The 12588-nt window shown below is 68.9% G+C and carries 11 protein-coding genes; 1 reads left to right on the top strand and 10 read right to left on the bottom strand.

Features of this window, described 5'->3' with window-relative positions; genetic code table 11:
* Positions 1 to 34 precede the first annotated feature (34 nt).
* Complete coding sequence (locus NN2_RS20030) at positions 35 to 1000, top strand: 5'-3' exonuclease (protein ID WP_063015474.1); 966 nt, start codon at positions 35 to 37, stop codon at positions 998 to 1000.
* A 63-nt stretch (positions 1001 to 1063) separates the two neighbouring features.
* On the opposite strand, the gene NN2_RS36420 is transcribed toward NN2_RS20030, so the two are convergent.
* The 10 genes from NN2_RS36420 to prcB form a co-directional block, all read right to left on the bottom strand.
* Positions 1064 to 1807 (bottom strand): DUF4333 domain-containing protein, encoded by a 744-nt coding sequence (locus NN2_RS36420; RefSeq protein ID WP_063015453.1) that lies wholly within the window; start codon positions 1805 to 1807, stop codon positions 1064 to 1066.
* A gap of 104 nt (positions 1808 to 1911) precedes the next feature.
* Entirely contained in the window at positions 1912 to 4608 is a 2697-nt protein-coding gene (locus NN2_RS20020) for a DEAD/DEAH box helicase (RefSeq protein ID WP_063015473.1), read from the bottom strand.
* Positions 4605 to 5594, bottom strand: coding sequence for a twin-arginine translocase subunit TatC (gene tatC, locus NN2_RS20015; protein WP_063015452.1), 990 nt, complete (start codon positions 5592 to 5594; stop codon positions 4605 to 4607). Before tatC ends, NN2_RS20020 begins: the two co-directional genes overlap by 4 nt.
* A gap of 111 nt (positions 5595 to 5705) precedes the next feature.
* Positions 5706 to 5996, bottom strand: coding sequence for a Sec-independent protein translocase subunit TatA (gene tatA, locus NN2_RS20010; protein WP_062997181.1), 291 nt, complete (start codon positions 5994 to 5996; stop codon positions 5706 to 5708).
* A gap of 100 nt (positions 5997 to 6096) precedes the next feature.
* Positions 6097 to 7140: a 2-dehydropantoate 2-reductase gene (locus tag NN2_RS20005; RefSeq protein WP_063015451.1), complete on the bottom strand. Its 1044-nt coding sequence runs from the start codon at positions 7138 to 7140 to the stop codon at positions 6097 to 6099.
* Positions 7137 to 8141: a helix-turn-helix transcriptional regulator gene (locus tag NN2_RS20000; RefSeq protein WP_030518118.1), complete on the bottom strand. Its 1005-nt coding sequence runs from the start codon at positions 8139 to 8141 to the stop codon at positions 7137 to 7139. Before NN2_RS20000 ends, NN2_RS20005 begins: the two co-directional genes overlap by 4 nt.
* 40 nt (positions 8142 to 8181) lie before the next feature.
* Positions 8182 to 9177, bottom strand: coding sequence for a helix-turn-helix transcriptional regulator (locus NN2_RS19995; RefSeq protein WP_030518119.1), 996 nt, complete (start codon positions 9175 to 9177; stop codon positions 8182 to 8184).
* Between the two features lie 119 nt (positions 9178 to 9296).
* Positions 9297 to 10655: a Pup--protein ligase gene (gene pafA, locus NN2_RS19990; RefSeq protein ID WP_030518120.1), complete on the bottom strand. Its 1359-nt coding sequence runs from the start codon at positions 10653 to 10655 to the stop codon at positions 9297 to 9299.
* Between the two features lie 323 nt (positions 10656 to 10978).
* A complete protein-coding gene (prcA, locus tag NN2_RS19985; protein ID WP_063015450.1) occupies positions 10979 to 11761 on the bottom strand; it encodes a proteasome subunit alpha in 783 nt (260 codons plus the stop codon).
* Positions 11758 to 12576, bottom strand: coding sequence for a proteasome subunit beta (gene prcB, locus NN2_RS19980; protein ID WP_063015449.1), 819 nt, complete (start codon positions 12574 to 12576; stop codon positions 11758 to 11760). The genes prcA and prcB overlap by 4 nt, the downstream gene beginning before the upstream one ends.
* Between the last annotated feature and the right edge of the window lie 12 nt (positions 12577 to 12588).

Genomic DNA, 12588 nt, shown 5'->3' with positions numbered 1-12588 from the left:
CCGATTGTCGGTGCCGCCCGGTAGCGTCTGCGCCATGCTCACCTCCAGTGCGAGTGACCGGCCACTGCTGCTGCTCGACGGCGCCAGCCTGTGGTTCCGGGCGTTCTATGCCATCCCGGAGAAGATCACCGCGCCCGACGGCCGGCCGGTGAACGCACTGCGCGGTTTCACCGATATGATCGCCGCGCTGATCACCCGGCACAATCCGGGCCGCCTGGTGGTGTGCCTCGATCTCGATTGGCGCCCGGCCTTCCGCGTCGAGCTCGTGCCCTCCTACAAGGCCCACCGGCTCGACACCGGCGCCGACGCCCAACCGGGCGCCGAGGAGGTGCCCGACACCCTCACTCCGCAGGTCGACATGATCGCCGAGGTGCTCGCGGCGGCCGGGATCGCGACCGCCGGCGCGGCCGGCCTGGAGGCCGACGACGTGATCGGCACCCTCGCGACCCGCGAGCGCGACAACGAGGTGATCGTGGTCAGCGGTGACCGCGATCTGCTGCAGGTGGTGCGCGCCGACGCGCCACCCGTCCACGTCTTCTACGTGGGCCGCGGGCTGGCCAAGGCAGAACTGTACGGCCCTGCCGAGGTGGCCGCGAAATACGGTGTGCCGCAGGAGAATGCGGGCCCGGCCTATGCCGATATGGCGACACTGCGCGGCGATGCTTCCGACGGCCTGCCCGGTGTCGCCGGTATCGGCGACAAATCCGCCGCCACGCTGATTTCGCGCTACGGCTCGCTCGAGGCGCTGGTGGCCGCCGTCGCCGACCCGGCATCGGATCTGGCTCGCGGCGTACGCGCGAAACTCGCTGCGGCCGAAGAGTATTTGAAGGCGGCCGCACCGGTCGTGCGGGTCGTCCGCGACGCCGAGGTCGACCTGTCCGGCCCCGACCTGCTGCCCGCCGAGCCGGCCGATTCGGACCGGCTGCACGCGCTGGCCACCGCCTACAACGCCGAGAGCCCCGTCAAGCGACTGACCGCCGCCTTGGCGGCGAGCGCCTGATACCCGGCATTCATCACCGCCACGAGAACGTGGCGCCCGGCGATGGCTCCGGGCGCACGGCACTCAGTTGGGCCGGCCGACCTCGTAGGTGCCGTCGTCCTTGGTGATCTTGACGGTGACCTTCTTCTGCTCGCCACCGACCTTCAGGGTGCAGTCGAACGTGCCGCCGACCTCGACCTTCTGCCCCGAGGGGCAGCTGACGTTCTGAACGTCGTCGATGCCGTAGGAATCCTTGAGGACCTTCTGCACGCCGTCCTGCACGGCCTTGTTGTCCAGTTTGTCGCTGCCCAGGAAGACGAAGGCGAGGACCACGGCGACGACCACCACGACCAGTACGCCGATACCGCCGAAGAGCAGGCCCTTCTTCGACTTCTTGGCGGGCGTGGTGCTCAGCTGCGGTTCCTGCATCCCCCACTGCTGCTGCGACTGGTCGGGCTGCGGCGCCCACCCCTGCTGGGTGGGCTGCTGCTGCGCCCACTGCTGCTGCGACGGCTGCGGCGGCTGTCCCCACTGCTGCTGGGTCGGCTCCCACGGCTGCGCCTGGGCCGGTTGCTGCTGGGGCCAGGACGGCTGGCTCTGACCACCCCACTGCGGCTGCTGCGGCTGCTGCTGTTGCGGTTGCGGCGCCCACTGCTGCTGCGACGGTGCGGGCTGGCCCCACTGGGGCTGCTGCGGCTGCTGGCCACCCCATTGCGGCGGCGGTCCGGACTGGCCGGGCTGCGGCTGCCCCGACCACTGCTGGGTCGGATCGCTGCTGTGGCCCTCCCCTGGGCCAGGGGTCTCGTTCGGTCCGTACGGGCCGCTCATGTGCCTGCCTCCACTCGCACTCGTCGTCTCACATCCCCCCGCGTGAGGTGATCAGGCCCTCACCACGGTCGGTACCGGTAGTCATCCAATCACAGCCCGGCACGCTACGCGGCGTCCACCGCCACAACGCCACGCCGGATGGCACGGACCGACTTGGCGGCGGTGGCGGCGATTTCGGTGTCGTCGGCGGTCTGGTGGATCTGGTCGAGCAGATCGATCACCTGCCGGCACCAGCGCACGAAGTCGCCCGCCGACAACGCACTGCCCTGATCACCACTGGCCAGCAACGATTCGGCCAATCCGTCGCCGCGGGCCCATTTGTAGATGCCGGTGACGAAGCCCAGATCCGGTTCCCGGGTCGGCGGCAGTTTGTGCTTTGCCTCGTCGGTGCGCAACTGGCTCCACACGCCGATGGTGGCGCCGACCGCGCGCCGCACCGGCTCGGTCGGCCCGGACGGGCCGAGGTAGCCGCCCTCCTGCCGCGACTCGAAGACCAGCACCGACACCACGCCCGCGAGTTCGGCGGCACCGAGCCCGCGCCACAACCCCTGCCGAAGACATTCGGCCACAACGAGATCCGCCTCGGTGTAGATCCGGGCGAGCCGCCGCCCGTCGGCGGTGACCTCCCCGCCGTCGACATAGCCGCGCTCACTCAGCAGCGCGACGATCCGATCGAAGGTGCGTGCGAGCGAATTCGTTGTCGCAGCGACCTTCTGGCGCATCGACTCGGTCTCGCGCTCGAGCCGGTTGTAGCGCTCCCCCAGCCGGGCCAGCTGCTCCCGGTCGGGCCGGGAGTGGGCGGGATGAGCGCGCAGCGCCCGCCGCAGCGTCGCCAGTTCCCGATCGTCGGCCGCGCGGGCACGACCACCGCGCCGGCCCCGCCCGGGTACGGCGATCCCGGTGCTGCGCAACGCCGAGGCCAGATCACGGCGCGCCCGCGCGGTGCGGTGGTCGACGTGGCGCGGCAGCCGCATCCGGCCCAGCGGCTGAGCGGGGGTCGGGAAGTCGGCGGCCGAGACGCGACCGGCCCAGGTGTCGGCAGTCAGCACCAGCGGCCGCGGATCGCCCGGACTCGCGTCCGGTTCCAGGATCACCGCGAGACCCTGGCGGCGCCCGGTCGGGATGGCCACCACGTCACCGCGGCGCAGCGAGGTCAGCGACTCGACCGCCGCCCCGCGCCGGTCGGCGCGGCCCTGCCGTTCCAGTTCGCGTTCGCGCTGTTTGATCCGCTCCCGCAGCGACAGATACTCGAGGAATCCGTCGTCACTGATCTGCGAACGCAGCTTGCGCACCTGCGCCTCGTTGCGCTCGATACCGCGGACCAGGCCCACCACCGAGCGATCGGCCTGGAACTGCGCGAACGAGCGCTCCAGCAGCTCTCGCGACTGCGCGGCGCCCATCCGGTCGATCAGGTTGATCGACATGTTGTAACCGGGCCGGAAGGAGCTGCGCAGCGGATAGGTGCGGGTCGAGGCCAGGCCCGCGACGGCGCTGGTGTCGACATCGGGGTGCCACATCACCACCGCGTGGCCTTCGATGTCGATGCCGCGCCGCCCGGCTCGGCCGGTCAGCTGCGTGTACTCGCCGGGAGTCAGCTCGGCATGGGTTTCGCCGTTGAACTTCACCAGCCGTTCCAGCACCACCGTGCGCGCCGGCATATTGATGCCGAGAGCCAGTGTCTCCGTGGCGAATACGGCCCGCACCAACCCGCGGACGAACAATTCCTCCACGGTGTGCCGGAAGGCGGGCAGCATGCCGGCGTGATGGGCGGCCAGGCCGCGGAAGAGCGCCTCCCGCCATTCCCAGTAGCCGAGCACATCGAGGTCGGCGCGCGGCAGATCACCGGTATGGCGTTCGATCACCGCCTCGATCTCCGCCGCCTCCTCGGGACGGCTCAGATCCAGGCGCGAGCGCAGGCACTGGGCGAGGGCGCCGTCGCAGCCGGCCCGGCTGAAGATGAACGTGATCGCCGGCAGCAGCCCTTCCTCGTCGAGGCGGGCGAGCATCTCCGGGCGCGGCAGCGGCCGGAAGTCGCGGCGCGGACCACCGCGGTGGCGCGGACCGGACCAGCCGTTCATCCGGTCGGCAGTCTCGCGATGTTTGATGTAGCGAACCAGATCCTCGTCGACGAGGATTTTCTGATCGCTGGACTTCGTATCGAACAGATCGAACAGCCGCCGCCCGACCATGACGTGCTGCCACAGCGGCACCGGCCGCGTCTCGTCGACGATGACCGCGGTATCGCCCCGCACGGTCTCCATCCACGCGCCGAACTCCTCGGCGTTGCTGACCGTCGCCGACAGGCTCACCAGCCGCACCTCCGGCGGCAGATGCAGGATGACCTCTTCCCACACCGCGCCGCGGAATCGGTCGGCCAGATAGTGCACCTCGTCCATGACGACGAACGACAGCGCGTGCAGCGCGTCCGAACCCGCGTAGAGCATGTTGCGCAGCACTTCGGTGGTCATGACCACGACCCGGGCGTCCGGATTGATCGACTGATCACCGGTCAGCAGTCCGACCGCGTCGCGGCCGTAGCGATCCACCAGATCGGCGTACTTCTGATTCGACAGCGCCTTGATCGGGGTGGTGTAGAAGCACTTGCCACCGGCCGCGCGGGCCAGGTGCACGGCGAATTCCCCGACGACGGTCTTACCGGCGCCGGTCGGCGCGCACACCAGCACACTGTGCCCGTTCTCCAGCGCCGCGCAGGCCTGCTGTTGGAACGGGTCCAGGGAGAATTTCAGGTCGGCGGCGAATGCCGCGAGTTCGCCAGTCAGCGACGGTTGTCCCACGCTCAGAGGGTATCGGAGTAGTCCGACACCGGGCGCGGAGTTTTCGGCGCGGGCTCGGCCGAGACCGGTCCGGTCGCCGTCACCGGGCGGGCGGGCTCCACCGGGCTCACACCGTCCAGATCGTCGGGTCCGGCCAGCGGGGAGGCCTCGTCGTCGGACAGCGCGCCCCAGTTGTCGCCCCGGCGCGCGCGGCGTCCGTCGTTGAGCCGGGCGATCTGCACGGCCACCTCGAACAACACGGTGAGCGCGGCGGCCAGCGCCAGCATCGAGAAGGGATCCTGCGGGGTGACGATCGCGGCGAAGACGAACAGCCCGAAGATCATGCCGCGGCGCCACTTCTTGAGCCGCTCGTAGGTCAGCACGCCCACCATGTTCAGCCCGATGATCAGCAGCGGCGTCTCGAAGCTGACGCCGAAGATGATCAGCAGCTTGATGATGAATCCGAAGTACTGACTACCGCTCAGCGCGGTGATCTGCACATTGCTGCCGATTCCCATCAGGAAGCTCAGCGCGTGCGCCACCACCCAGTACGCGAGCACCGCGCCGGTGACGAACAGCACCACGCCGGAGGCGACGAAGCTGATCGCGTACTTGCGCTCCTTGGCGTAGAGGCCGGGCGTGACGAACGCCCACAGCTGGTACAGCCAGATCGGGCAGGCCATCACCACACCCGCGGTGAAGGCGACCTTGAACCGCAGCATGAACTGTTCGAACGGTGCGGTGGCCAGCAGCCGGCAGGTGCCGTCGGTGGTCAGTTGCGCACGATGTTCCGGCGGCAGCGAACAGTACGGGCCGCGCAGCAGATCACCCAGGCTCTCGATGCCCAGGAAGGAGTGCGAGTACCAGAGGAATCCGAGGATCGTGGTCAGCGCCACCGCCAGCAACGACTTCAACAGTCGCGAACGCAACTCTTGCAGATGTTCGACCAACGACATGGTGCCGTCGGGATTCGTCCTGCGCCGGCTACGGCGGGGGTCGAACGGAATGCGCATGGATGTGACTGCCTCGCTGATCACCTGGCCGGATCCGGATGAAACGCCCAACCGCCATCGCACCGCCACCCCGCGGGCGTTGCCGGGGTGACGGCCTCGAGACGGACCGGATCAGGCCGTGTGACGATCCTTGTCGGCCTGCGGGGCCGGATTCACCGGCTGGGCAGGCGGCAGTTCGGCCGCGGGCGCCGACTGCTGCGCGGTGCCGGACGCGTTCGCCGACCCCGTGTTCGCAGAACCCGCGTTCGCCGAGCCCTCGGAATGCATCTCGCTCATCTCGCTCTTGAAGATGCGCAAGGAACGTCCGAGACCCCGGGCGGCGTCGGGCAGCCGCTTGGCGCCGAACAGCAGCAGGATCACCAACGCAATGATGAGCCAGTGCGTCGGGCTCAATGAACCCATCGAAAACCTCCCAAGACTGTGGTATGTCCGATGCTACCGGACCCCGATCCGACGACTACGCGCGTCGTCACCCGTGGAACGGCCGGATGCCGGCGCGGGTTCAGCGCGACACCGGTCCCGGTGCCGCTGCGGTCGCGGCCCCGCGCAGCTCCGCGAGCAGGTCCGGGCCGCTCCAGCGTCGTTCGTCGCCGCTCTCGGCGGCCCGGATCAAGGCGACCAGCCGCGCGTTCACCGGGGTAGGCACGGCCACCATCCGGCCCAGCTCGACGATCTCCCCACAGAGCCAATCTATTTCGGTGCGCCGGCCCAGGGCCAGATCGTCGGCCATCGACGAGCGCGCCAACGGGTCCACCGCGAGCACCCGTCCGGCCACCCGCTCGAAGACGGCATCGGGAACGGTCAGCATGCGGGCCATCACGCGCGGCGGCAGGACGGTCAACCGCGCGGGACGGATCCGGGCCCGCCGCATCACCGCGAGTGCCTCGTTCTGGGCCAGCGCCAGGCAGCGCCGGTAGTCGCGGGTGGCCAGTTCCTCGCGCAGCGGGCGGCCCGACAGCGCGTTGATCGCGTTGTTGAGGTTGAGCAACAGTTTGGCCCATTGCACCGGGCGCAGATCGGAATGGCGGTCCAGGGGCAGTCCGGCCCGCTCGAACAGCGGCGCGAATCGCGACAGCGCCGGATCGTCGGACACCGCCACGGTGCCGTCGGTCCCGCGATGGAAATGGCCGGGGCCGCTGTGGACGACATTGAACATCACCATGCCCGCCGAGACCACCGCCGTGGGCAGCACCTCCCGGATCGCCGCATCGTTGCCGATGCCGTTCTGCAGGCTGATCACCACGGTGTCCGCGCGCACCCGATCGCGCAGCTGCGCCGCCGCCTGGGCGGTCTGCGCCGATTTCACGGTGACCAGCACCAGATCGGCGGTGGCCGCACTGTCCGGTTCGGTCTCGGTGCGGAAACCGCTCGCCGCGACGCGGTCGTCGCCGCCGTCCAGATCGGTCAGCCGCAATCCGTGGGCGCCGATCTCGTCCAGCAGCCGCGGGCGGCCGACGAAACTCACCTCGGCACCGGCAGCGGCGAGCTTGCCACCGACGAACAGACCGATGCTTCCGGCGCCGAGCACCGTCACCCGGAACGTCACGCGGGCCCGACCTCCTCGACCATGTTCCGGTCGTATCCGAGATCGCCGACGTGGTCGTAGGCGGCCAGCGCCGCGGCCGAACGTTCCCGCACCGCGCTCACCAGCTCGGGCGGTCCCAGCACGGTGACACCCGAACCGAAGCCGAGCAGCAGTCGCGCGATCCAGCCCAGCGTGGCGAACCGCATGGTGGCCTCGACGCTGCCGTCGGGGTGCACCACCACCGGATGCATCGGATACTGGTCCAGCACCCACCCGTAGTCGGCACGAATCCGCAAGCGCGCCAACGCGACTGCCGGATCGTCGGAGAACAGGTCGAGACCCGCGGACTCCTCGGTGGCGTGGCTGGGCGGGTTCGCCGCCTCCTCGAGTTCGGTGGCCTCCTCGATCCGGTCGAACCGAAACAGCCGCACCCCCTCGGCCTGCCGGCACCACGCCTGCAGGTAGGAGTTGTTGTCCACCAGCACGATTCGGATCGGATCGACGACGCGTTCGGACACCACATCCCGGCTCGCCGAGTAGTACACCAGCCGCAGCGCACGCCCGTCGGCCAGCGCGGACCGCACGGTGGTCACCGCCGGCGCCTCGGCCGGTTCGGCGGTGTCGGGTTCGCTGCGATGCCCCGCCTCGCCGGAAATGGCGGATTCGATCTTGGCGGTGGCCGACCGGGCGGCCGTGGGATCGACCATGCCCGGCAGATCCGCGATCGACCGCAGAGCCACCAGCAGCGCCGTCGCCTCGATCGAGGTCAGCCGCAGCGGCCGCTCGATACCGGCGGAGAAGGTGACCTCGATGCTCTCCTCGGAGAACGACAGATCGATCAGATCACCGGGACCGTAGCCGGGCAGTCCGCACATCCAGAGCTGATTGAGGTCGCTCATCAGCTGTTTGGTGCTGACACCGAGTTCCGCGGCCGCCTCGGGCGCACTGATCCCCGGATTCGCGAGGAAGTACGGAACCATATTCAGCAGCCGGGACAGCCGCGTCGACAATCGGCTGCTCATCGCCGCACCCCCGCCCGGGCCGTCGCGACGCTCGCGCGTCTCATGCCGACACCTCCGTCCGTTCCAGTACCGACCGCAGCCGCGCGATCACATCGGCCCGCAGATCCTCCGGGGCCAGTACCAGCGCATCCGGGCCGAGACCGGTGATCAGCCGCGCCAGCCAGTCCCGCGACCGCACCGGCACCTCCACCACCGAACCCGGGCGACCGGCGACCGTCTCCTCGGCGATCACCACGCCCAGCCGGCGGATCTCCTGGCCGCGGCCCTGCGCAACCCACACGGTCGCCGATCCGCTCACCGGCGCCGCACCCGTCACCTGCGCCACGATCCGGCGCAGATCCACATCCGCCGGTTTGTGCACGGCGTTCTCGGGCCCGTACACCTCCACGTCGGCTCCGATCCGCGACAGCCGGAAGGTCCGCACCGCATCCCGGTCGCGGTCGTGACCGACCAGATACCAGCGCCCGTGCCGGGTCACCACACCCCAGGGCTCCACATCGCGCGTGGTGTAGGGCGCGTTGTGGGTGACCCGATGCTCGAATCGCACCGCCCGCCCCGCATCGATGGCCGCCAGCAGTTTGCCCAGCGCGGCTTCCGACCCGCGCGTGCGCGCCGGTACCGCGGGCACCGACGCCGAGGCCGCGTCCGCGTCGACGTGCACACCGGCGGCCCGCAACTTGAGCACCGCGCTCTCCGCGGCACTGGCCAGCTCCGGGGACTCCCACAACTGCACCGCCACCGCGACCGCCGCCGCTTCCGCGCTGGTCAGGTCGATATCGGGCAGTTCGTAGGCATCGCGATTGATGCGATACCCCTCCTGCCCGGAGAATCGGCCCACCGGGCCGACCTCCAGCGGGATCCCCAGATCCCGCAGTTCGTTCTTGTCGCGCTCGAACATCCGGCTGAACGCTTCGTCGCTGGCCGACTCCTCGTAGCCGGCGACGCTGTCGCGAATGCGTTCCGCGGTCAGGAACTGCCGGGTCGACAGCAGCGCGATCACCAGATTCATCAGCCGCTCGACCTTGGAAATCGCCACCCGACACAGAGTAATCGGACTCCCGGAACGACGGTGCACCACCGCACCGATCCGCGCCGGGATATCGCCGCCGGAATCCGGATCGACCGGCCCCGCGGACCACCGCGGGGCCGACAACCTCACATCGAGGCGATCAACCGATCCACACGCTCGTCCACGGACCGGAACGGGTCCTTGCACAAGACCGTGCGCTGCGCCTGATCGTTCAGCTTCAGATGCACCCAGTCGACGGTGAAATCGCGGCCCGCCTCCTGCGCGGCGGTGATGAAATCACCGCGCAGTTTGGCCCGCGTCGTCTGCGGCGGAGTCGTCACCGCCGCGTCCACCGCCTCATCCTCGGTGACCCGCTTGACCAGACCCTTGCGCTGCAGCAGATCGAACACCCCGCGACCGCGCTTGATGTCGTGATAGGCCAGATCCAGCTGGGCGATCTTCGGATCCGACAGCTCCATCGAGTACCGGTCCTGGTAGCGCTGGAACAGCTTGCGCTTGATCACCCAGTCGATCTCGGTGTCGACCTTCGCGAAATCCTGCGCCTCGACCGCGTCGAGCGTGCGGCCCCACAGGTCCACCACGGCGTCCACCTGCGGATCGCGCTCGCGATTGCGCAGATGCTCGACCGCGCGGGCGTAGTACTCACGCTGGATGTCGAGCGCGCTGGCCTGGCGGCCACCCGCCAGTCGCACCGGACGCCGGCCGGTCAGATCGTGGCTGACCTCGCGAATCGCGCGGATCGGATTGTCGAGCGCGAAATCGCGGAACGACACCCCGGCCTCGATCATCTCCAGCACCAGCGCCGCGGTGCCCACCTTCAGCATGGTGGTGGGTTCGGCCATATTCGAGTCGCCGACGATCACATGCAGGCGGCGGTACTTCTCCGCGTCGGCATGCGGCTCGTCACGAGTGTTGATGATCGGCCGCGACCGCGTGGTCGCCGACGACACCCCCTCCCAGATGTGCTCGGCCCGCTGCGACAGGCAGAACGTGGCCGCCTTCGGCGTCTGCAGGATCTTTCCGGCACCGCAGATCAGCTGCCTGGTCACCAGGAACGGCAACAGCACATCCGAGATCCGGGAGAACTCGCCGGCCCGCACCACGAGGAAGTTCTCGTGGCAGCCGTAGGAGTTGCCCGCCGAATCGGTGTTGTTCTTGAACAGATAGATGTCACCGCCGATCCCCTCCTCCGCCAAGCGCTGCTCGGCATCGATCAGCAACTCCTCGAGCACCCGCTCACCCGCGCGATCGTGGGTGACCAGCTGAACCAGCGAGTCACATTCGGCCGTCGCATACTCCGGATGGGAACCGACATCGAGATAGAGCCGCGCTCCGTTGCGGAGAAATACGTTCGAACTACGGCCCCAGGACACCACCCGGCGGAACAGATACCGGGCCACCTCGTCAGGACTCAACCGACGGTGACCGTGGAACGTGCACGTCACCCCGAACTCGGTCTCGATCCCCATAATTCGTCGCTGCACACCATCGACATTACGGCAAAGCGAACGGCGAAAGTGGCTGTGCGAGCAAGCGGTTGCATACGGGTTCACAACAATATGGGCGGGGTCCGACGGCGCCGGCGCCGGCCGCACGGCGTTGGTGGCCTCTGGACCTCGTCGTCCAGGACCCGGGCCGCGCCCCTGCTGTGCGTCCACAGTGGGCGACCGACCTCGCGGCCGCCACAAATCCGCAGGTCGGAGCATATGTTCGCGTCGGTGTCCCACTACCGGAGCACGACGACGCCCGGCCCGGTCCTCCGCGTGGAGGACCGGGCCGGGCGTCGCGTTCGAAGCCGCTACCAGCGCTACGGGTTGGAGGGGTCGCCGGCGGAGGGTGTCTCCGGTTCGGCGTTCTCCTCGTCCGCACTCGCCGCACCGTCGACGGACAGCAGCGTCTCCAGCATGGCGTGCGGAATGCGGCGGAAGGCCCGGCGCGGGCGGGCCTGCTCCAGGGTCGCCACCTCCAGCGAGGACACCGCGATACCGCGCTTGTCCTTGTCGCTGTTGTCCGGCGAACCCTTCTGCAGGGCGTCCACGGCGGTGCGGATCGCGGCCCGCAATTCCAGGCCCGGCTGGAAGGTGTCCTTGAGCGCGGTGCTGATCGGGTCGGTATTGCCGCCCATCACCACGAAGTCGCGCTCGTCGACGATGGAGCCGTCGAAGTTGATCCGGTACAGGACCGAATTCGACTCCTGCTCCGGATAGCCGACCTCACCGATGCAGATCTCGACCTCATAGGGCTTGAGTTGGTCGGTGAAGATCGTGCCGAGGGTGGACGCGTACATGTTCGCCAGCGCCCGCCCGGTCACATCCCGCCGGTCGTACTGGTATCCACGCAGGTCGGCCTGCAGGATCCCACCACGACGCAAACTTTCGAACTCGTTGTACTTGCCGACCGCGGCGAATCCGATGCGGTCGTACAGTTCACTCACCTTGTGCAGCGTCGCCGAGGGGTTCTCGGCGACGAACAGCACACCCTTGTCGTACACCAGCACCACGACACTGCGTCCCCGGGCGATGCCTTTGCGCGCAAGTTCGGTCTTGTCGCGCATGATCTGTTCGGCCGACGCGTAGTACGGCAGTGTCATGGACGCGCACTCCCTTCTTCGGCCACCCGCTCGTCGACGATCGAGCGCGCGATCTGCTCGAGCCGCTCGTCCGAAACCTCCAGCGCCCCTTCGGCATTGATGACGATCGCCGTCGGGAAGATGCCACGCTGCAGATCCGGGCCGCCGGTGGCGGTGTCGTCGTCGGAGGCGTCCAGCAGCGATTCGACGGCGATGCGCAGGGCGCGGTCCTCGTCCATATCGCGGCTGTAGGTCTTCTTCAACGACGACTTGGCGAACATCGAGCCCGAGCCGGTGGCGGTGTAGCCGAAGCGCTCTTCGCTGCGGCCGCCGACCACGTCGTAGGACACGATACGGCCGGCCCGCGCCGGATCGGTGGCCTCGAGGTCGTAACCGACCAGAATCGGCACCACCGCCAGGCCCTGCAGTGCCGCGGGCAGATTGTCGCGGACCATCTTCGACAGCTTGTTGGCCTTACCGTCGAAGGTCAGCGGCACGCCTTCGATCTTCTCGTAGTACTCCAGCTCCACCGCGAACAGGCGGATCATCTCGACCGCCACGCCCGCGGTACCGGCGATACCGGCCGCGGAGAAGGTGTCGGTGATGTACACCTTCTCCATATCGCGGCTGGCCAGCAGGTTGCCCTGGGTGGCCCGGCGGTCGCCGGCGATCAGCACACCGCCGCGGTAGGTCACCGCGACGATGGTGGTGCCGTGCGGCGCCAGGTCCCCGGCCGAGCCGTTGCCCCCGGACGCGCGCCCGAAACCGTTGCCCGGCAACAGTTCCGGCGCGTTTTCCCGCAGATATTCGGAGAATGACGAGAGGGCGTACCCCATGTGGAGCCGCAA

It is taken from the genome of Nocardia nova NBRC 15556 (genome assembly GCF_001613005.1).
Classification (GTDB): Bacteria; Actinomycetota; Actinomycetes; order Mycobacteriales; family Mycobacteriaceae; genus Nocardia; species Nocardia nova.
This window is presented reverse-complemented; position numbering and strand designations above follow the sequence as displayed.

What these genes read in the sequence shown, in the direction of transcription:
- NN2_RS20000 (WP_030518118.1), bottom strand. Translation starts at nt 8,141, where the DNA reads ATGAGCAGCCGATTGTCGACGCGGCTGTCCCGGCTGCTGAATATGGTT.
- tatC (WP_063015452.1), bottom strand. Translation starts at nt 5,594, where the DNA reads ATGCGCATTCCGTTCGACCCCCGCCGTAGCCGGCGCAGGACGAATCCC.
- NN2_RS36420 (WP_063015453.1), bottom strand. Translation starts at nt 1,807, where the DNA reads ATGAGCGGCCCGTACGGACCGAACGAGACCCCTGGCCCAGGGGAGGGC.
- tatA (WP_062997181.1), bottom strand. Translation starts at nt 5,996, where the DNA reads ATGGGTTCATTGAGCCCGACGCACTGGCTCATCATTGCGTTGGTGATC.
- prcB (WP_063015449.1), bottom strand. Translation starts at nt 12,576, where the DNA reads ATGGGGTACGCCCTCTCGTCATTCTCCGAATATCTGCGGGAAAACGCG.
- NN2_RS20030 (WP_063015474.1), top strand. Translation starts at nt 35, where the DNA reads ATGCTCACCTCCAGTGCGAGTGACCGGCCACTGCTGCTGCTCGACGGC.
- prcA (WP_063015450.1), bottom strand. Translation starts at nt 11,761, where the DNA reads ATGACACTGCCGTACTACGCGTCGGCCGAACAGATCATGCGCGACAAG.